The sequence below is a fragment of the Algiphilus sp. genome (genome assembly GCF_023145115.1).
GTDB lineage: Bacteria > Pseudomonadota > Gammaproteobacteria > Nevskiales > Nevskiaceae > Algiphilus.
The window spans coordinates 51,230-70,370 of record NZ_JAGLEJ010000002.1 but is presented as its reverse complement, the minus strand read 5'-3'; the positions used below and the strand labels follow the sequence as shown (position 1 = coordinate 70,370).

At 69.1% G+C, this 19,141-nt stretch carries 15 protein-coding genes; 6 read left to right on the top strand and 9 right to left on the bottom strand.

Annotated features, from left to right (window positions below; translation table 11 throughout):
- Position 1: 1 nt before the first annotated feature.
- Complete coding sequence (gene acs / locus KAH28_RS00970; RefSeq protein WP_290573931.1) at positions 2 to 1,945, bottom strand: acetate--CoA ligase; 1,944 nt, start codon at positions 1,943 to 1,945, stop codon at positions 2 to 4.
- Positions 1,946 to 2,159: 214 nt separating this feature from the next.
- Here acs and KAH28_RS00965 point away from each other — a divergent pair, with 214 nt between their 5' ends.
- The 4 genes from KAH28_RS00965 to KAH28_RS00950 all read left to right on the top strand — a co-directional run bounded on the left by KAH28_RS00965 (position 2,160) and on the right by KAH28_RS00950 (position 7,092).
- Positions 2,160 to 3,371 (top strand): DcaP family trimeric outer membrane transporter, encoded by a 1,212-nt coding sequence (locus KAH28_RS00965; RefSeq protein ID WP_290573930.1) that lies wholly within the window; start codon positions 2,160 to 2,162, stop codon positions 3,369 to 3,371.
- Between the two features lie 109 nt (positions 3,372 to 3,480).
- Positions 3,481 to 3,921 carry a response regulator gene (locus KAH28_RS00960; RefSeq protein ID WP_290573929.1) on the top strand — a complete coding sequence of 147 codons (441 nt, stop codon included), beginning with the start codon at positions 3,481 to 3,483 and terminating at the stop codon, positions 3,919 to 3,921.
- Positions 3,918 to 6,011: an exonuclease domain-containing protein gene (locus tag KAH28_RS00955; RefSeq protein WP_290573928.1), complete on the top strand. Its 2,094-nt coding sequence runs from the start codon at positions 3,918 to 3,920 to the stop codon at positions 6,009 to 6,011. The genes KAH28_RS00960 and KAH28_RS00955 overlap by 4 nt, the downstream gene beginning before the upstream one ends.
- Entirely contained in the window at positions 5,992 to 7,092 is a 1,101-nt protein-coding gene (locus KAH28_RS00950) for a DUF294 nucleotidyltransferase-like domain-containing protein (protein WP_290573927.1), read from the top strand. Before KAH28_RS00955 ends, KAH28_RS00950 begins: the two co-directional genes overlap by 20 nt.
- Before the next feature lie 272 nt (positions 7,093 to 7,364).
- Here KAH28_RS00950 and KAH28_RS00945 read toward each other — a convergent pair whose 3' ends face one another.
- The 3 genes from KAH28_RS00945 to KAH28_RS00935 form a co-directional block, all read right to left on the bottom strand.
- The gene (locus tag KAH28_RS00945) at positions 7,365 to 9,143 is read right to left on the bottom strand and encodes a sodium:solute symporter family protein (RefSeq protein WP_290573926.1); all 1,779 of its coding nucleotides are present in this window, start codon (positions 9,141 to 9,143) and stop codon (positions 7,365 to 7,367) included.
- 6 nt (positions 9,144 to 9,149) lie between these two features.
- Positions 9,150 to 9,416: a DUF4212 domain-containing protein gene (locus KAH28_RS00940; RefSeq protein ID WP_290573925.1), complete on the bottom strand. Its 267-nt coding sequence runs from the start codon at positions 9,414 to 9,416 to the stop codon at positions 9,150 to 9,152.
- A gap of 104 nt (positions 9,417 to 9,520) precedes the next feature.
- Positions 9,521 to 11,284 carry a sulfotransferase gene (locus tag KAH28_RS00935; RefSeq protein ID WP_290573924.1) on the bottom strand — a complete coding sequence of 588 codons (1,764 nt, stop codon included), beginning with the start codon at positions 11,282 to 11,284 and terminating at the stop codon, positions 9,521 to 9,523.
- 93 nt (positions 11,285 to 11,377) lie between these two features.
- Between KAH28_RS00935 and KAH28_RS00930 the strand changes: the two genes are divergently transcribed.
- Positions 11,378 to 12,292, top strand: coding sequence for a glycosyltransferase family 2 protein (locus tag KAH28_RS00930; RefSeq protein WP_290573923.1), 915 nt, complete (start codon positions 11,378 to 11,380; stop codon positions 12,290 to 12,292).
- Entirely contained in the window at positions 12,289 to 13,086 is a 798-nt protein-coding gene (locus KAH28_RS00925) for a glycosyltransferase (RefSeq protein WP_290573922.1), read from the top strand. Before KAH28_RS00930 ends, KAH28_RS00925 begins: the two co-directional genes overlap by 4 nt.
- On the opposite strand, the gene KAH28_RS00920 is transcribed toward KAH28_RS00925, so the two are convergent.
- From KAH28_RS00920 to KAH28_RS00900, 5 genes are read right to left on the bottom strand one after another with little or no spacing between them, the layout of a single operon-like run.
- Positions 13,075 to 14,781, bottom strand: coding sequence for a polysaccharide biosynthesis/export family protein (locus tag KAH28_RS00920; protein WP_290573921.1), 1,707 nt, complete (start codon positions 14,779 to 14,781; stop codon positions 13,075 to 13,077). The two genes, KAH28_RS00925 and KAH28_RS00920, sit on opposite strands and share 12 nt — an antisense overlap.
- Before the next feature lie 5 nt (positions 14,782 to 14,786).
- Positions 14,787 to 15,890 carry a hypothetical protein gene (locus KAH28_RS00915; RefSeq protein ID WP_290573920.1) on the bottom strand — a complete coding sequence of 368 codons (1,104 nt, stop codon included), beginning with the start codon at positions 15,888 to 15,890 and terminating at the stop codon, positions 14,787 to 14,789.
- Positions 15,887 to 16,558: an ABC transporter ATP-binding protein gene (locus tag KAH28_RS00910; RefSeq protein WP_290573919.1), complete on the bottom strand. Its 672-nt coding sequence runs from the start codon at positions 16,556 to 16,558 to the stop codon at positions 15,887 to 15,889. The genes KAH28_RS00915 and KAH28_RS00910 overlap by 4 nt, the downstream gene beginning before the upstream one ends.
- Before the next feature lie 7 nt (positions 16,559 to 16,565).
- A complete protein-coding gene (locus KAH28_RS00905) occupies positions 16,566 to 17,393 on the bottom strand; it encodes an ABC transporter permease (RefSeq protein WP_290573918.1) in 828 nt (275 codons plus the stop codon).
- A 3-nt stretch (positions 17,394 to 17,396) separates the two neighbouring features.
- The gene (locus KAH28_RS00900; protein WP_290573917.1) at positions 17,397 to 19,115 is read right to left on the bottom strand and encodes a glycosyltransferase; all 1,719 of its coding nucleotides are present in this window, start codon (positions 19,113 to 19,115) and stop codon (positions 17,397 to 17,399) included.
- Positions 19,116 to 19,141: the final 26 nt, after the last annotated feature.

Below are 19,141 nucleotides of genomic sequence, written 5' to 3'. Positions count from 1 at the left end.
CCTATCGCGCCTTGGCCTCCTCGACCAGCGTATCGACCACGCCCGGGTCGGCCAGCGTCGAGGTATCGCCCAGCGAGCCGTACTCGCCCTCGGCGATCTTGCGCAGGATGCGCCGCATGATCTTGCCGGAACGCGTCTTGGGCAGGCCCGGCGCGAAGTGCAGGATATCCGGCGACGCGATGGCACCGATTTCGTTGCGCACGTGCTGGATGAGCGCCTTCTCGAGCTCGGGCGAAGGCTCGGAGCCCAGCACCAGGCTGACGTAGGCGTAGATGCCCTGACCCTTGATGTCGTGCGGGAAGCCCACCACGGCGGCTTCGGCGACCTCGGCATGCGAGACCAGCGCCGACTCGATCTCGGCCGTGCCCATGCGATGGCCGGAGATGTTGAGCACATCGTCGACACGGCCCGTGATCCAGTAGTAGCCGTCCTCGTCGCGCCGCGCGCCGTCACCGCTGAAGTAGCGGCCCGGATAGGTACTGAAGTAGGTGGTGACGAAGCGCTCGTGATCGCCGTAGACGGTCCGCATCTGCCCCGGCCAGGAGTCGAGGATCACCAGATTGCCGTCGGTGGCGCCTTCCAGCAGATGGCCGTCGTTGTCGACCAGCGCCGGCTGGACGCCGAAGAATGGCCGCGTCGCGGAGCCCGGCTTCAGATCGGTGGCACCGGGCAGCGGCGAGATCAGGATGCCGCCGGTTTCGGTCTGCCACCAGGTATCGACGATCGGGCAGCGGCTGTCGCCGACCACCCGGTAGTACCACTCCCAGGCTTCGGGGTTGATCGGCTCGCCGACCGTGCCCAGCACGCGAAGGCTGCCGCGGTCGCACTTCGTCACCGGCTCGTCACCCTCGCGCATGAGCGCGCGGATGGCAGTGGGCGCGGTGTAGAAGATGTTGACCTTGTGCTTGTCGCAGACCTGCCAGCAGCGGCTGGAATCGGGATAGGTCGGCACGCCCTCGAACATCAGCGTGGTCGCGCCGTTGGCCAGCGGGCCATAGACGATGTAGCTGTGCCCGGTCACCCAGCCGACATCGGCCGTGCACCAGTAGATCTCGTCCTCGCGATAGTCGAAGACGTACTCGTGCGTCATGCTGGCGTAGACCAGATAGCCGCCGGAGGTGTGCAGCACGCCCTTGGGCTTGCCGGTGGAGCCGCTGGTGTAGAGGATGAACAGCGGATCCTCGGCGTTCATCTCCTCGGGCGGGCAGTCGATGGAAGCGGCCGCGGTGGCCTCGTGGTACCAGACATCCCGGCCGTCGGACCAGCCGATGTCACCGCCGGTGCGCTCGACCACCACGACCTTCCGCACGCTGGCGGCGCCGGCCTGCTCCAGCGCCTTGTCGACGTTCGCCTTGAGCGGAATCCTGCGCCCGCCGCGCACGCCCTCGTCGGCGGTGATCACCCACTTCGAGCCGCAGTCCTCGATGCGGCCGGCGAGCGCGTCCGGCGAGAAGCCACCGAAGACCACCGAATGAATGGCGCCTATGCGCGCGCAGGCCAGCATGGCCACGGCTGCCTCGGGAATCATGGGCATGTAGATGGTGACGACGTCACCCTTGGCGACACCCATGTCGCGCATCGCGCTGCCCAGCCGGCAGACCCGATCAAACAGCTCGCGGTAGGTGATGCGGGCATCGTCGGTGGGCTCGTCGCCCTCCCAGATGATCGCGGTCTTGTCGCCGCGCGTCTCCAGGTGCCGGTCGATGCAGTTGGCGGCCACGTTGAGCGCGCCGTCGTGGAACCAGCGGATGTGCAGATCGGAAGCGTCGTAACTGACGTCCTTGATCTGCGAATAGGGCTTCATCCAGTCGACGCGCTTGCCGTGCTCGGCCCAGAACGCTTCCGGATCGCGCACCGAGTCCGCGTACATGCGCTCGTAGCCTGCGGCGTCGATCTTGGCGCCCTCGCGCCAGGCGGGCTGGACGGGATGGACATTGCTGCTCATCGGCTGAGGCTCCTCTGCTTTCTCGGTATGTATCAGCGCCCCCTTTATACAAGCTGTGGCAGGGACAGGCCATCCGACCATGGTCGACCGGCGGGAGCACGGGCGCGCCGTGACGGGCCGTGGCCGCGCGTTCGACCTTTGGCTAATGGACGCACCCTCTTTGTGCATTCGATGCTGCCGGCGCTGGATGCAAACCTACAAGAGGAGACACGCCATGCACAGCAAGCTCACCGGCATTCCGGCCGCCATCGCGACCACCTGTCTGCTCGCGGCGGGTCCGGCCGCGGCGGTATCCACCACCTTCGGCGACACCGAGTTCTCGCTCGGTGGCTACATCAAGCTCGACGCGGTCTACTCCAGCTACTCGGACGCGCCCGGCGGCAATGCCCCGGCGGACCGCGGGCGTGCCTTCACCATCCCGGCCCTGATCCCGGTCGAGTCGGCCGGAAGCGACCGCGACGGCGCCACCGACTTCACGGCGCGCGAATCGCGCTTCAACATCGGCACCACCACCAGCAAGAACGGCCACCGCATCAAGACCTTCATCGAGGTCGATTTTCTCGACCCCGCATTCGACGGCGCGCTCGCGAACGAGGAGCGCCTGGTCAACAGCTCGAATCCGCGCATGCGGCATGCCTTCGTGGCCTGGGACGACCCCAACGGCAACAGCTGGCTGTTCGGCCAGACCTGGTCGACCTTCATGGATCTGGGTGCCTATCCGGACCTGCTCGACTTCATCGGCCCCTCCGAAGGCATGACCTTCATCCGGCAGACCCAGGTGCGCTACACGCGCGGCCCGCTGCAGATCGCGCTGGAGAACCCGGAGACCACGGTGCTGCCGAACGCGAACACCGGTGGCGGCGGCTTCAACGACAACGAGAACCTGCCCGACCTCGTCGGCAAGCTGCGCTTCACGCGCAGCGACGGCAGTCTGGTCAGCTTCAGCGCGCTGGTCCGCCAGCTCGACGGCGACGGCATCACGCCCGGCGGCGACAAGGAGATCGGCTACGGCATCAATGTCTCCGGCAAGAAGATGCTGGGACGGGACGACATCCGCTTCCAGGCCAACTTCGGTGACGGCATCGGGCGCTACCTCGGCCTCAATACCGCCCGCGCCGCGGTCATCGACGACACCGGCGAGCTCGACACCATCCAGGCCTTCGGCGGCTACATCGCCTATCGGCACATCTGGACGCCGCGCTGGCGCTCGAATCTCAGCTACGGCTACTTCAGCGCCGATCACGACGTCGCCTTCAGCGGCAACGGCGTGACCAAGGAGGCGCAGAGCGTCAATCTCAACCTGCTGCACACGCCGGTCGAGAAGCTGACCGTGGGTGGCGAGCTGATCTACTCGGACCGCGAGCTGGAGTCCGGTGCGGACGGCAGCCTCGCTCGCCTGCAGTTCTCGGTGCGGTACGACTTCTGACGCGCATGACATGCCGCCGAACAGTGCCCGGCCCGGCGCCGGGCACTGTTCTTCGCGGCGAGGAGCCCGCACACTGGATGCTTCCCGTGTCAGCGAGAATCGCCGGTCCGTGAGTGCTGCACCATCCACCGACCCGCCGCAGCCCGAGGCCGGTGCACGGCCCGACGAAGGCGCCCTGCACGGCAAGCGCGTCCTGGTCGTCGACGACGAACCCGCCATCCGCGAATGCCTCGCCTTCCTGCTGGGCCGTCACGGCATCGACGTGGCGTGTGCCGCGGACGGCGACGCGGCGCTGGCGGCGATACGCGCCCGCCCACCCGATCTCGTCATCCTGGATGTCGTCATGCCGGGCACCGACGGCCATCAGGTCTGCCGTGCCGTGCGCGCGGATCCCGCCACCGCGCGCATGCCGGTCATCATGCTGAGCGCGCGGGACGGCGAGGCCGAGCGGCGCAAGGGTCTGGCGATGGGAGCGGACGACTACGTCACCAAGCCGTTCTCCACCGGCAATCTCCTGCGCCGCGTCGAAGCGCGGCTGGTCGCGGAATGACCCTCTCCGCGCTGCAGCGCACCGTCCTGCTCGCCTGCGCCTGGTGCACCGCGATGCTCGCCGGATCCGCGGTCCTGGCGTGGCTGGCCCTGGCGCCTGCCACGCGCGCTGTCGTCGCCGGCGATGCGCGCGCCGGGCTTCTGGCACTACTGGCACTCGCTGCGGTGGGCGCATCCTGCGCAGGCATTGCCGCGCTCCTGCGCCCCCACATCGGCACCGTGCCGCGGGTGGCGTACGCGCTGGACGTCATCCGCGAGACCAACCCGTCCTTCCGGCTCACGCGCGAGGCGCCGCGCGAGCTGGTGCGCGCGGTGAATGCGCTGGCCGAGCATCATCAGTACCGGATGGGCACCGTGGAGAACCAGATCCGCGAGGCGACCGACCAGCTCGCCGATGAGCGCGACCTGCTCGCGGCGCTGCTGGCGCAGATGCGCGACCCGGTGCTGGTCTGTGCCGACGACGGTCGCATCCTGCTCTACAACCCGCCGGCCCGCGAACTGCTCAGCGGCGAACAGGCGGCCTTCGTGGGCCTGGGACGCTCGGTGTTCACGCTGTTCCGGCGCAGCATCATCCTGCACTGTCTCGACCGGCTCGCCGATCAGCGCGCGCGCGACGGCGAGCGCGCGAGCGTCGCCGCCATCATCAGCACGCGCGATGGCCGCTTTCTGCGGGCACGTTTCAGCCCGCTTCAGCAGGGCCACCTCAACGGCTTCTTCCTCAGTCTCGCGGAGGCCGAGAACGTGGCCGGCGCGCCGGTCGACGGGACCCCCACGTCCGGCGACCGCGCGCGCGAGGCGCTGGTGCGGTTGACCGGCGTGCGCGCCGCCGTCGAGTTGCTGCGCGACTACCCGGACATGAGCGCCGCCGAGCGCGACCGCTTCGTGGCCCTGCTCGACGCCGAGAGCGGGGCGCTGGAGGCCGCACTGCAGCAGGACCAGCGGGTCCGCCGCGAGGCGCTGCGCGCGCGCCTGCCCCTGGAGGAGATTCCCGCCGAGACGCTCTGCGCCGTCGTGCAGCGGCGCGTGATGCGCGGCGTCGAGGCCGACGTACCGGTGACGGTCGCCGAGCGCAGCGACTGGATCCGCGCCGACAGCTACGCGCTGGCGGCGGCGGTGCGCTTCGTCGCCGGGCGCGTGCGGGCGGACCTCGGCGGCGCCGGCTTCCGGCTCCATCTGCACCGCGGCGAGCAAGGCCATGCCGCGCTCGATCTCGCCTGGGACGGATCTCCGGTGCCACCGGAACACTGGCGGCACTGGGCCGCACAACCCGTGCAGGCCGGAGACGGCGCCCTGCCCTACTCGCTCGCCGAGGTCGCCAGACGCCACGATGGCGAGAGCTGGCCCGGAGCGGACGCATCGGTGCGCTGGCTGCTGCCCCTGGCGACACCGCCGGAGCATCAGCCTGCCGGCGAGGGTGACGCCCGCGACACGCGCCCGGAGTTCTACGACTTCAACCTGTTCGATACCGCGCGCGCCGCCGGTGACCTCAGCGAGCGGCCGCTGCGCGAACTCATCTGCACCGCCTTCGACACCGAGACCACCGGCCTGGAACCGGCGGCAGGGGACGAGATCATCGCGCTCGGCGCCATCCGGGTGGTCAATGGCCGCATCCTGAGTCAGGAGGTATTCGAGTCCTTCGTCGCAAGCCGACGGCCGATCGCGCCCAACGCACAGCAGATTCACGGCATCACGCCGAGCATGCTGCGCGATGCACCCGCCGCCGACACGGTGCTGCCCCGGTTCGCGGACTTCTGCGAGGACACGGTGCTGCTGGCCCACAACGGCGCCTTCGACCTCAGCTTCCTGAGCCGGCAGGGAGCGCCTTTCGGACTCGCCTTCCGGCAGCCGGTCCTGGACACCCTGCTGCTGTCGGCCGTGCTCTACCCCGAACGCGAGGGCCACGCCCTGGAGGCCATCGCCGAACGCGTCGGCGTTTCGGTCGTGGGCCGGCACACCGCGCTGGGCGATGCCATCGTCACCGCCGAGATCTTCGTGCGGCTCATCCCGCTTCTCGAGTCGCGCGGCATAGAGACCCTGGGCGACGCGCTGTCGGCGTCGCAGGAGACCTGGTATGCACGGCTCCGCTACTGAGGCACCCGCCGGCGAGTCGGTACGGATCTATCGCGGCACGCGCGACCGCGTGCAGGCGATCGCCGACGCCTTCATCGAAGCCCCCGCGGTCAGCGTGGTGGCGGCGCGGGCGGCCGATGCGCGCGAGCTCGGCTTCACGCTGCTCGCCGAGGGCATGGCGGCGGTGCATCTCACCCGCATCGTCGCCGAGCTCAACGATGTCATGACGCAGCGACTGCTGCGCCTGATCGCGCAACGCCATGATCTGGACGGCATTCGCTGGTGCTGGATGGCGCTGGGCAGCGAGGGCCGTCTCGAACAGACACTGCACACCGATCAGGACAACGCGCTTATCTTCGAGGCCGAGGACATCGAGGAAGCCCGCGCCCGTCTGCTGCGCTTCGCGCGCGAGACCAACCAGGCACTCGCGCGCTGCGGCTTCCGGCTGTGCCCCGGTGACATCATGGCGGGCAACCCGCGCTGGTGCCTGACCGCCGCGGAGTGGCGCGAGCGCTTCGGCCAGTGGGTCGATACCGGCGACCCGGAAGCGCTGCTGCACGGTGCGATATTCTTCGATTTCCGCGCGCTGCACGGCGAAACGCGGATGGTCGATGCGCTGCGCGACTGGCTGTCCGAGCATGTCGCGGAGAAGCCGCTGTTCCTGCGCCAGATGAGCGAGAATGCCCTGCGCAACCGGCCGCCCGTGGGCCTGTTCGGCGCGCTATCGCCCCTTGCCCGGCTGGTCGGACGTCAGCGCCGCTTCGACGTCAAGCTGCACGGCGTATCGCCGTTCTCCGACGTTGCGCGCGTACTGGCGCTGTCGCGCGGGCTGAGCGCCACCAACAGCAGCGAGCGTCTGCTGGGGTGGGCGCGACGACCCCACGAGCAGCGCCAGGCCGAATCCTGGACGCGCGCCCTCGCCGCCCTGCAGACCTATCGCCTGCACCGGCAGATGGCGTGCGCCCGCGACGGTGAGCCGATGGACAACCATATCGACCCCCGCGCCCTGCCCGACTTCGACCGGGCGGTGGTGCGCGCCGCGCTGCGCGAGGCGCGCGAGGCCCAGCGGCACCTGGCGATCGCCTACCAGATACAGCGGTAGACCACCGCTCTTCCCGCGGGAGACGGAACCCTGGAGGGCACGCGACGGCCGCCCGGTGCGCCCCCTCATCCCCGCCCCTTCTCCCCTCGGGGAGAAGGGAGAAACAAGATCGGGCTTTGCGGTATTGCGAAACCGGCCGCCTCTCTCCCGCTCTCAGGGAAGACGATGCCGATGTAAGCAGGCGTACCCGGGCGACTGCGCCGCACGCTGAACCAAAAGAAAGGCCCGCTCGATGAGCGGGCCGAAGATCAGGCCGGGATGGAGAGGTCTTGTCAGTGTGCGGCAGCCGCACCCACGGCCCCGCGCGGGATGCGCACGTGCTCGACCAGTTCCTGGATATGAACCGGCGGCGGTGCGGTCACGCGCGATACGGCGATGGCGACGATGAAGTTGATCACCGCGCCGACGGCGCCGAAGCTCTGCGGCTGGATGCCGAGAATCCACCCTTCCGCGGTGTCGGGCAGCATCGCGGTCTCCGGGAAGAAGAACCAGCCCTTGTAGAGGAAGATGTAGACCAGCGTCGTGCCGAGACCGGCGAGCATGCCGGCGATGGCGCCTTCCTTGTTCATGCGCTGGCTGAAGATGCCGAGCATGAGCACGGGGAACAGCGACGACGCCGCGATGCCGAAGGCGAGCGCCACCACCTCGGCCGCGAAGCCCGGTGGATTCAATCCCAGGTATCCGGCCACCAGGATGGCCACGCCCATGCTGATGCGCCCGGCCAGCAGCTCCTGCTTGTCGGTGATGTCCTTGGCGATGATGCTCTTCAGCAGGTCGTGCGATACCGCGGACGATATGGCCAGCAACAGGCCGGCCGCCGTGGACAGCGCCGCCGCCAGACCGCCGGCCGCCACCAGCGCGATCACCCAGCCCGGCAGCTTCGCGATCTCCGGATTGGCCAGCACCATGATGTCGCGATCCACGTCGAGCTCGTTGCCCTCCCAGCCGTAGGCAGCGGCTTCATCGGCGAACTCCGGGTTCTTGGCGTTGTAGTACTGGATGCGACCGTCGTCGTTCTTGTCCTCGAAGGCCAGCAGACCGGTCTCTTCCCAGGTACGCATCCACTCCGGGCGCTCCTCGGCCACCAGGTTGCCGGTCTCGGCACCGACCTCACCGGGCTGCACGGTGTTGAGCAGGTTGTACATCGCCATGGCGCCCACCGCCGGCGCCGTGGTGTAGAGGATGGCGATGAACACCAGCGCCCAGCCCGCCGACTTGCGGGCGTCGCGCACCCTGGGAACGGTGAAGAAGCGGATGATGACGTGCGGCAGACCCGCCGTTCCGATCATCAGCGCCATGGTCAGCAGGAACATGTTCAGCATGCTCATGCCTCCGGGCTCGGTATACGCCGCGAAACCGAGATCGGTCACCAGTCCGTCGAGCCTCTCCAGCAGCCAGCTTCCGTCCGCCACGGTACCGCCCAGACCGACCTGCGGCAGCGCGACCCCGGTGATCTGGAGGGAGATGAACACCGCCGGCACCGTGTACGCGAAGATCATCACCACGTACTGCGCGATCTGGGTGTAGGTGATGCCCTTCATGCCGCCCAGTACCGCATAGGTGAAGACCACGCCCATGCCAATGAGCAGCCCGGTGGTGATGTCGACCTCGAGGAAGCGCGAGAAGGCGATGCCGGCACCGCGCATCTGGCCGATCACGTAGGTCAGCGACATGACCACGAGGCAGATCACCGCGACCACGCGAGCGGTCTGCGAGTAGAAGCGGTCCCCGATGAACTCGGGCACCGTGAACTTGCCGAACTTGCGCAGGTACGGCGCCAGCAGCATGGCCATGAGCACGTAGCCGCCGGTCCACCCCATGAGATAGACCGAGCCGCTGTAGCCGAGGAAGGCGATGAGGCCGGCCATCGAGATGAAGGAGGCCGCGCTCATCCAGTCGGCGGCGGTCGCCATTCCGTTGAGCACGGGATGAATGCCCTGCCCCGCCACGTAGTACTCGCCGGTGGAGCCGGCGCGCGCCCACAGCGCGATTCCGATGTAGAGGGCGAAGGTGCCGCCCACCATCAGGTAGATCCAGGTCTGGGTATCCATGGCGGCCTACTCCTCGTGCACGTCGAACTTGCGGTCGAGCTGGTTCATGCGGAACGCATACACGAAGATCAGCACGATGAAGGTGTAGATCGAGCCCTGCTGGGCGAACCAGAAACCGAGCTTGTATCCACCCAGCGGGATCGCGTTGAGCGGTTCGACCAGCAGAATCCCGGCTCCGAACGACACCACGAACCAGATGACGAGCAGCGATATCAGCAACCTGAGGTTGGCCTGCCAGTAGGCGACGGCCGCATCTTTTCTTTCCTGCGACATGAGCGTGTCTCCTCGCTTGTTGTCATGAATGCACCGATGACCGACGCAATCTAGCAACCCGCGGCGCCACCAACATCCCCGACTTTGGTCGAACAGCCCGGAACTCAGGGCTGGCGGCGCACCCGGCCGGGGCCGCCGCGCAGGCGGACATAATCGCCGGGAGACACGAAATCCCGGCAGGCATCGAACTGCTCGGGGCTCGGATGCAGACCGCAGAAGTCGGCCAGCCCGAGCAGATAACCCTCGCGATCGGCGAGTGCCTTCTCGTAGGAGATCGCCAGCACCGGATCGCGACAGCGGGCGACGAAGCGCGCCAGACGCCGGTACCGCGCCTCGGCCTCGCGCAGCGCGCGGTCGAAGGGCATGCCGTCGGCGCGGTTGAAGGCCTGGGCCACCGCCACCGCATCGCGGAACACGACGATGAAGCGGGGATTGCGCAGGCTGCCGCGGATGCGCGCGAGGTAGTCGAAGGCGTGCGGATACTTCCAGCCCCAGACGGCGTGCGCCGCATTGCGCTCCGCGATCAGCCGGCGCAGGGTGCGACGATCGTGCACGTGGAAGTCGCGGTCCTCGTGGCTGTCGCTGGACAGCCGCTGCCCCATGAAGACCCCTGCCAGACGGAGCGTACCTGCCACCATCGAGGTGCCGCCGCGGGAAACGCCCAGCACCACGAGCGTGCGCTTCGCCCGCGGCTCGGGGGCGCGCAGGATGGCGAAGGGCCGGCGCGATGCATCGGGTGCCGCGCGGCCATCACCGCGGTCGGCGGCAAGGCGTTCGGCGCCCAGCGCGCGGCGGCCGCTGCGCACGCGCCAGGCCACGCCCGGCGGGCGCTCCGGACACGACCGGGCGGCCGCGATCAGGGCCCGGTCCTGCTCGACGAAGGGCGCGAGCACCGATTCCGGAATGCTGTCGAAAACGGTCGGCGCCGACGCCGGCATTCCCGCTCCGACGGGTTCCGGAATGCCGTACAGGCGCCCAACCCGGTTGCGCCCTGCCCCCGGATCGCCATCCACCGCCACCGCATCGAACCACCCCAGATGACGCTGCGCCGCGCCCCCCTGCCGCGGCCCGATGCGATCCTGCCGCGGCGGCAGCAACAGGCGGCACTGCGGGTTGTCGATCAGGGCGCGGATCGCCGCGGGCGCATCCGCGAGGCAGGCCGCCAAAGCCGGCGCGTCGGCGGTATCGACCGCCGCCAGACGGTCGAGCCAGGCCCGATCCGCCTCGGCGCCGCCGCGCAGCGGTGCCGCACGGCCATCGCACAGCTCGGCGAGCGTCTCGCGCAGATGCCGGACCGGATCCGCGAGCAGCAGCACCCATGCGTAGTCGACCAGCCCGGCCTGACGGGCCGTCATCGCCGGCAGATCGCCGACCACGTAGCGGCATCCGCGCGGGAAGGCATCGGGAAGGTCGAGGGCGTCGCGCACACCATGCATCTCGGCGACACTACCGCCGTGAGCGGCGCGGAGGTCGTGCGCCAGCGACACTGCCCGCGTCCGCCCCGCCGTGAGGATGCAGGCTGCGCCGCCGCGTTCGACATCGGGATGCAGCACCAGAACCTGCGGGCTGCGCGCGAGCTCGTCGCGACCGCCGCCGTCACGCTCGACGAACACACGAACAGCGGCGTAGCGACTGCCACCGAGCGCGGTGAAGCGCGTATCCGCCGCAAAGCGGAAGCCGGTCGCGGCGCGATCGTACGCCTCGGTCGGCAGGTCGGCGTCGGTGCGCGCGACCTCGATGCCGTCGATCTCCAGCACGACCGTCAGCGGCTCGCCGGCAGCGCCGGCCATCACCCAGCCGGTGACCTCGCGCCCGCTGACCGTGGTCAGGGCGCCGGGCGCGGGACGGCGGGCACGGGGCTGGAACATGAAGCGGTGTCGGGTCTCGGGCGCGGGTCCCGCATCATACCGGTGCAGCGGCGCGGTCCGGCCGCCGGGTCCGAGAACGGGTATCGTCTCGTCATGTCCGCCCGCGTCGCGTCCGTCATCATCCGCTACAACCCGCCGCCGGGCTTCGACGACCGCGTAGCACGCGCCGCGGAGCAGAGCGCGCTCACGGTCGTGGTCGACAACGCGTCCGACACGCGGTGGTCGCCGGAGGCGCTGCGCGCACGCGGTGTCGGCCAGCTGCACGCGCTGGACAATGCGCGCAACGAGGGCATCGCCGCCGCCACCAACCGCGGCATCGCCCACGCGCGCGCACTCGGTGCGACGCACGCCTTCCTGCTGGATCACGACAGCGTGCCGCAGCCGGGGGCGGTCGACCGCCTGCTGGCGGCCGCCGAGGATCCGCGCCATGCACCGGTGGCCGCCGCGGTGCCGCGCATCGTCTACGGCCATCCCGACATCACCTGCCGGTGGCCGGCGTCGCGCGGTGGCCGCAGCCCGTTCTTCCGCTTCGTCTATGCCGAGCGCATCGACACGCCCACCCGCGTCGATCTCGCGATCAGCTCCGGCATGCTGGTACCGGTCGCGGCCTGGTCCGCACTGGGCGGCTTCGACGAACGCCTGTTCATCGACCTCGTCGACACCGACTTCTGCCTGCGGGCGCGGGCGGACGGCTACGCCATCGTCGCGGTGCCTGACGCCACCCTCGGACACGCCCTCGGCGAGGTCGAGCAGCGACGGCTGCCCGGCGGCGTGCGCGCCTATCCGACCCATCACGGCGCGCTGCGGCACTACTTCATCAGCCGCAACCGCATCATCCTGGCACGCCGCCACGCGGCCCGCTTCCCGGCCTGGATGGCATACGAGTCGCTCGGCGGGCTCAAGCTGCTGATCAAGGTCGCGGCCTTCGAGCGGCAACGGCTCGACAAGCTCGGCAGCATGCTGCGCGGCACGCGCGACGGGCTCCGGGGGCGCACCGGCGGCCGATGAGCGCGGGCGCGACGCCACCGCGCTGGACGGTATCCGTGGTCAGCCACGGGCACGGCATCCGTGCGCTCGACAGCCTGCGCTCGATCCACGCGCGCCTCGCGGATCGACCGCATCGACTGATCCTCACGTGCAACATCCCCGAGGATCCGGCAGCCCTGTCGACCCTGCCGGAGCCCATGCGCGACCGGCTCACCGTGATCCGCAACGCGCGACCGAAGGGGTTCGGCGCCAATCACAATGCCGCGCTGCGCGACAGTGACTCGGAATTCGTGCTGATGGCCGACCCCGAGCTGCGCGTGGACGAGGCCGTCTTCGACCCCGTCGAAGCGGAGCTGCGCCGCCCGGGCGCCGGGATCGTCTCGCCCATGGCGCACACCTCCGGCGGTGCGCCGCAGGACAACGGCCGCATGCTGCCCACGCCGGCGGCGCTGCTGCGGCGCTATCTGTCCGGCGAGCTGCGCGATGCCGCTCGCGCGCCCGGTCACGGTCAGCGCGATGTCGACTGGCTGGCCGGGCTCTTCCTGGCCATGCGCACGGACACCTTCCGACGACTGAACGGTTTCGACGAGGGCTACTACCTCTACTGCGAGGATGTCGACCTCAGCCTGCGCGCGCGGGCGCTGGGACTGTCGGTGGCGCTGCTGCCCGAGCTCCGCATCGTGCACGACCCCGGGCGCCGCACGCTCAGGCGCGCGCAGCATCTGCGCTGGCATCTGCGCAGCCTGCTCCGTCTCTGGCGCTCGCCGGGGTACCGCCACGCGCTGCGCGCGCGGCGGACCGGATCAGATCCCTAGCACCACGCCCGCGGTCAGCGCCACCTGCGACATCACCTGGGTGAGATCCTTGGTGAACTGGAAGGTCTTCAGCTGCACGGTGGGCAGCACCATGATCTCGTCACCGGGCCGCACCCGGGTCCGCGTGAAGAGGCCGCTCTTGGCATCGGCGATCTCGCCGTTGGCCCGCATCACGAAGATCTTGTCACCGCCGCCGGCCTGGGTCAGGCCGCCCGCCTGCTCGAGGTAGTAGTCGACGGGCTTGCCCTCCTGATGCACGAAGGAGGTCGGCAGGAAGACCTCGCCCTGCACCGCAACGGTGTTGCTGTGCCGCGGAACACGCAGGACATCGCCGTCTTCGAGGGCGATGGAGGCCGGATCGAACCCCTTGTGCAGCACGACGCGTCCCTTGGGCTCGACCTTGGACGCGCGCTCGATGAACTCCTTGATGAGCTCGGCCTCGGCCACGCGGAGCTGGGCCTCCTCTCGTGTGCCGGAGCGCGCGCTGAGCACCGCCTCCTCGAGCTTGCGCAGCATCTGGTCGAGCACTTCCTTCTGGCGCTGGGCCACGCTCTGGCGATAGAGCTGGAGACCGGCGAGATTGGAGCGGTCGGTGACCTCGATGCGGTCGAGCAGATCCTGCAGGGTGCTGTCGTAGGGCAGCACGAACTGGCTGACGCCCTGGAACTCGCCCTCGACGGACGCGGTGATGGCGCCGATGCGCCGGTCCTCGAAGACGCGCACTTCGTCTCCGGACACGATGTCGACCGACGCCAGCCCGCCGCCCAGCGCCAGCACCTCGGCCTCGCGCTGCCGGGTCTGGTTGCGGATGACCTGCACGTGGGTGGCGCGCTCCTGCACGCCCGCGTAGGACAGCAGCTCGGGCAGCGGAATCGACTGCTTGAACTCGAAGCGTGCCTCGCGATCGACCATGCCGCTGACCGTCGCGGTGGAGTGGCGACGCTCGACGAGAATGGTGTCGCCATCGCGGAACTGGATGAGCGGCAGCTCGCCGCGCAGCAGGAAATCGTAGAGATCGACCTGCGCACGCTCCTCGCCGTTGCGCAGCACGCGCACGTCCAGATAGCTGCCGCTGTCGGGCGCAATGCCGCCGGCGCGGTCGAGGAAGTGCAGCAGCGAATCGGAGCCGTGCGCCGCGTAGAGGCCGGGGGCCTCGACGTTGCCGGTGACGAAGACGCGTACCGGATCGGCCACCGCCAGCGCAGCGTAGACCCCCACGTTCTCCCGGTAGACGTTCTTGATGCGCTGGTTGATGACCCGGTTGAGATCCTCGTTGCGCACGTTCTGCACGCTGATGGGCCCGACGCGCGGCACGAAGATGTTGCCCTGGGAATCGACCTCGAGCTGCTGGGTGGCCTCGAAGGCGCCCCAGAGCTTGATGTTGATGCGATCGCCGACGCCGATCACGTAATCCGGATTGAAGCCGCGGAAGGATTCCTGCGCGAAGCGACCGCGGAACAGGTAGGCGCCGAAGGGGGCGTCCGGACCGGTCTCCACCTCGCGGAGATCGTCGTCCTTCGGCCGCTCCTTGGGCGGCGGGTCGGTGGGCTGTACCTGACGCGCCCCGGACTGCGACACCTGCGGCGTGGTCGGCATCAGCGACTCGGCGTCCGGCTCGAACATGGGCAGTTGCTGCGCGGGCAGCGCCGCGGGCAGCAGCAGCACGGCCAGGGTGGCGATGAAACGGCGTCGCATGATGGTCACTCCCGGTGATCGCGGACCGTGGCGATGATCAGTCCGAGCACGAAGTAGGCGAGATTGAGGAAGACGAAGACGGTGCCCGTCCAGTAGAGGATGCGCGGGTGCTCGGCCTCGTCGGGCAGCCCCGGCGCCGATACCGATACCAGATACTTGGCCTTGCGCGCAGTCTCCAGGCGGGTGGTCTCGAGCGTTCCGATCGCCGACTGATAGACCTCCGTGGCCACCTTGAGATTCACCTCGGCGTCCTGATAGGCGAGCATGAGCTCGTTGAGGCCTTCGTAGCCCTCGTCCCCGACCAGCTTGGCGCGCTCCTGCGCGATCTGCTCCTCCAGCGCGGCGATCTTCTGGCGCGTCTGCACGACCTCCGAAGCGCCGGAATTGAGATAGCTGGTCAGTGCCTTGAGCTGCGTCCGCTGCTTCGCCAGCTCCTGCAGCAGACCGGCCAGGATGGTGCCGGCGGCTTCCGATTCCGATTCGGGGCTGAGCACTTCGTACTGCTGCTGCAGATCCACCATCTCGCGCGAGGCCTTCTTGAGCTCGCCGTGCGCGCGCTCCACCTCGCCCTGCACGAACTGCATCTGTTCGCGCGCCAGATGCTGGCTGATGTTGTTGACGAAGCTCTCGCTGCGCGCCACGAGTTCCTGGGTGACCTGCTGCGCAAAGGCCGGATCGTAGGCAACGAACGCGATGTTGAGGATGTAGGACTCCTGATCGACGGTCACCTCGAGATGATCGAGGTAGTAGGCCAGCACTTCCTCGCGTGTCGCGTCCGGCGCCAGGCGGTTCCAGGGGTCGATGTCCTTCGATCTGAAGTGCGCGCGCAGATCGAGCGTCTCCTCGAGGTGTTCCAGCATCGCGCGCGACTCCATGAAGGTCTTCACCACCAGCGCATCGGTCTTGGTGGGCGTACTGCCCAGGAGGTTGCCGATGGCCAGTTCGGGGGCCGGCATCGGTGTTTCATGCTCGACCATGACCTGCGCATCACTTATGTAGCCGTCCGACGCGATCAGCGCCTGATAGAGCAGCACCAGCAGGGTCGGCGCGAGCACAACGCCCACGTATCGCAGCAGCTTGTTCGCCTTCCAGGGCGGATCCACCTTCATGAATGCTGTACATCCTCGTTGTAGGCGGCGATCGCCGCCTCGATATCGTCGTAGTAGACGGCCTCGCCGGCGCGCAGGTAGACGCCCACGGTGCAGTCGCGCTTGAGCTGGCCCAGATTGTGGCTGACCATGATGACGCTGGACCGGCCCTTCTTCTCCTCGAAGGTCTTCTGCGCCTTGGCGCGGAATTTCTGGTCGCCCACCGCGGTGAGCTCGTCGATCAGGTAGTAGTCGAACTCGAAGGACATGCTGATCGAGAACGCCAGCCGCGCCCGCATGCCGGAGGAATAGGTCTCCACCGGCCGCTCGAAGAAGTCACCTAGTTCGGAGAAGGCGTGGATGTAGGCAACGCGCTCGCGCTGGGTCGCGCGGTCGTCGCCATTGATCCGCGACACGAAGCGGGCATTGTCGCGCCCCGAGATGCGCTGCGCGAACCCGCTGGTCAGACCCAGCGGAGGCGAAATGCGGCCGTCCGCCTCGACCCGGCCACGGTCGGGCAGCTCGATCCCGCCGAGCAGCCGCAGCAGCGTGCTCTTGCCGGCCCCGTTGCGGCCGACGATGCCTACCGGCGTGCGTGACGGCAGCTCCAGGCTCAGATCGCGCAATACGGTGTAGCGCGCGAAGCCCTGGATCGGATAGGACTTGGTGATATTGGAGACGCGAATCACGATCGTCTCAGATGAGCTGGAAGAGATAGCGACGGTACGCCGCCAGCCCGACGAAGAGCAGGATGCCGATGGACAGCACCAGGTAGGCCACGCTCCCCGGCGAGCTGTACCCGACCAGGACGGCATCGCGCGTGAAGTCCACTGCATGCAGCACCGGATTCCAGATCAACAGCCCGCGGTACTCGACCGGGATCATGTCGATGGTGAAGAACAGCCCCGAGATGAAGAACATCGGCCGCATGACGATGCCGAAGATGCGCTTCATGTCCTGGAAGATGGTCCCGAACACCTCGAAGCACAGGCCGAGGCCGAAGCCCAGCAGGAACAGGGCGGACAGCGAGACGACCAGCTCGAGCGGGTCGTCGATCTTCAACTCGAAGCCCATCCACCACCAGCCGAACAGGAACAACGCCCCCACCGCCGCCATCATCACCGCTTCGATGAGACCGCGTGCCAGGATGATGTCGATGGGCTTGATCTGCCGGTAATTGAACAGCCCCTTGTGCCCGGTGCAGACGCCCTGCGCGCTCTGCGCGACGTTCATGAACAGGAAATAGGGCACGGCGCCGAACACGAAGAAGACCACCGGACTCTCTCCGTAGACCAGCGCACGTTCGCCGCGCACGAAGGCGTGCAGGGTGGTCAGGATGGCCACCACCGCCGCCGGCTCGGCGATCGCCCAGAAGTAGCCGAGACGCGAGCGCCCGAACTGGTTCTTGAGCTCGCGCAGCACGAAGGCACCGAGCGAGGTGACGAAGACCTGCAGGCTGTTGCGCGAACCGCCGGCCGAGGACGGGGGGCGCCATTCGGCATCGGACTGATCGTGGTCGCTCATGGGCTAGCGCCGCTCCGCGGGACGCGCCGCACAGACGCGCGCGTCGACCGGCACGCGGAAGGCGAGGCTCGCGGTCCGCGGATCGAGATGCGGGCTGATCCAGGGATCGGCGGCAAGACGGTCGCCCCACCGCGCTCTCATGCACTGCATTTCCTTTCGGAGCCTCCGCTGCTTGGCGATGGAATCCTCGGCGCCGCGCGATACCGACTCGTGGTGCGTCAGCACGGCATCCGGCGTCCAGACCACGCGCCTGCCGCGATCGGCTACCTTCAGGCAGTAGTCCACATCGTTGTACGCGACCGGCAGGCCAGTCTCGTCGAGACCGCCGACCGCGGAGTATACGTCCCTGGGCGTCAGCAGACAGGCGGCGGTCACAGCCGACACCGTGCGCGGTTGGTCGATGCCGATGCGGTTCAGCCGGGGATCGCCGGGCGCCAGCCCCTGACCGGGATGGGCGGCCAGCCCCCCCATGCCGAGCGCAACGCCGGCGTGCTGGATGCGCCCGTCCCCGTGGAGCAGCAGGGCACCGACGGCGCCCGCATGGTCGGCCGAGAGCCGTGCCACCATGGCACCCAGCCATCCCGGGGCCATCGGCACGACATCGTCGTTGAGCAGGAGCAGCGCCTCGCCCCGCGCGCATTCGGCCGCGCGATTGTTCATCGCGGCGAAATTGAACGCGCCCGGATACCGCATCACCCGCGCCGTGCCGCCTTCCTCCAGCGATTCCAGATAGGCCAGCGTCGCCGGGTCGCGACTGCCGTTGTCCACCACGATGATCTCGCCGCCGGCGGCCAGCGCCGCCAGCTCGGCGCGCACGCCGTCGATGCAGGCCCGAAGGTGCGGCATGCCGTCGCGGGTCGGAACGATCACGCTGACCGACGGCGGTGACATGCCCGGCAGGCCGGCCCGCGACCGCGCCTCGCCTTCCGGGGCGCTGCCGCGCCACGCGCAGGCGAAGACCGGCAGATGCCACGCGCGGAACGGGGGTACGGTCGCTGCCAGACGGCGGAGGCCGTCATGATGCCCGCTCCCGAATCCGCCGGCCGCGCGCACCGTCTCGGTCGCCGCCAGATAGAACCGCCCCACGACGGGCTCGCGCAACAGGCGGACCGGGTCGAGGACGGTCCGGCAACGCGGCGCATGCGGATCGCCCGACGCGTCCAGCTGGTAGTCGTCGGCATGGATCAGCGCCGCGTCCGGCTGCGCGCGCGCCACGGCCCCGAGACGCGCAAGGGCATCCGGGACGGGCAGAGCGCCGGGCGGCAGCGGCGCGACGAAGGGCGCGCGTGTCTCCCGAAGCCCGGTGTCGAGCGCGCCGAGACCGGGCGCGATCGGAACCACGCGTGCTGCGCTGAAGCGCGTCAGCCGCCCGGCCCATGCATCGGCCGCGTCCGCCGGCGCCACGACGCACAGCTCCCACCGCAGTGCGGTCTGGCGGGCGAGCGCGGCAAGCGTTGCCTCGATGAGGACTGGATCGCCCGCATCGACCGGCATCAGGACGCTGAGCCACGGTGCGCCGTCGGGCACATCGTCCGGCAGCGCGGCCGGAAGTGCCCGCTCCAATGCGTCGCGGTACCGCGCGAACGCCGCGGGGTCCTCGGCATCGGTGGTGGGCACCGCGCCGCCGCGCAGTCGCCAGCGCAGCGCGCGCAATCCCGCGTGCACGCGCGGGGCGCGCGCAAGCAGGCGCTGCAGGAGAATGGCCGACAGTGGCCTTGGCATCGAGCTCCTCTTCACGGACTTCGCAC

What these genes read in the sequence shown, in the direction of transcription:
- KAH28_RS00945 (WP_290573926.1), bottom strand. Translation starts at nt 9,143, where the DNA reads ATGGATACCCAGACCTGGATCTACCTGATGGTGGGCGGCACCTTCGCC.
- KAH28_RS00940 (WP_290573925.1), bottom strand. Translation starts at nt 9,416, where the DNA reads ATGTCGCAGGAAAGAAAAGATGCGGCCGTCGCCTACTGGCAGGCCAAC.
- KAH28_RS00935 (WP_290573924.1), bottom strand. Translation starts at nt 11,284, where the DNA reads ATGTTCCAGCCCCGTGCCCGCCGTCCCGCGCCCGGCGCCCTGACCACG.
- KAH28_RS00955 (WP_290573928.1), top strand. Translation starts at nt 3,918, where the DNA reads ATGACCCTCTCCGCGCTGCAGCGCACCGTCCTGCTCGCCTGCGCCTGG.
- KAH28_RS00900 (WP_290573917.1), bottom strand. Translation starts at nt 19,115, where the DNA reads ATGCCAAGGCCACTGTCGGCCATTCTCCTGCAGCGCCTGCTTGCGCGC.
- KAH28_RS00950 (WP_290573927.1), top strand. Translation starts at nt 5,992, where the DNA reads ATGCACGGCTCCGCTACTGAGGCACCCGCCGGCGAGTCGGTACGGATC.
- KAH28_RS00905 (WP_290573918.1), bottom strand. Translation starts at nt 17,393, where the DNA reads ATGAGCGACCACGATCAGTCCGATGCCGAATGGCGCCCCCCGTCCTCG.
- KAH28_RS00965 (WP_290573930.1), top strand. Translation starts at nt 2,160, where the DNA reads ATGCACAGCAAGCTCACCGGCATTCCGGCCGCCATCGCGACCACCTGT.
- KAH28_RS00925 (WP_290573922.1), top strand. Translation starts at nt 12,289, where the DNA reads ATGAGCGCGGGCGCGACGCCACCGCGCTGGACGGTATCCGTGGTCAGC.
- KAH28_RS00915 (WP_290573920.1), bottom strand. Translation starts at nt 15,890, where the DNA reads ATGAAGGTGGATCCGCCCTGGAAGGCGAACAAGCTGCTGCGATACGTG.
- KAH28_RS00930 (WP_290573923.1), top strand. Translation starts at nt 11,378, where the DNA reads ATGTCCGCCCGCGTCGCGTCCGTCATCATCCGCTACAACCCGCCGCCG.
- acs (WP_290573931.1), bottom strand. Translation starts at nt 1,945, where the DNA reads ATGAGCAGCAATGTCCATCCCGTCCAGCCCGCCTGGCGCGAGGGCGCC.
- KAH28_RS00920 (WP_290573921.1), bottom strand. Translation starts at nt 14,781, where the DNA reads ATGCGACGCCGTTTCATCGCCACCCTGGCCGTGCTGCTGCTGCCCGCG.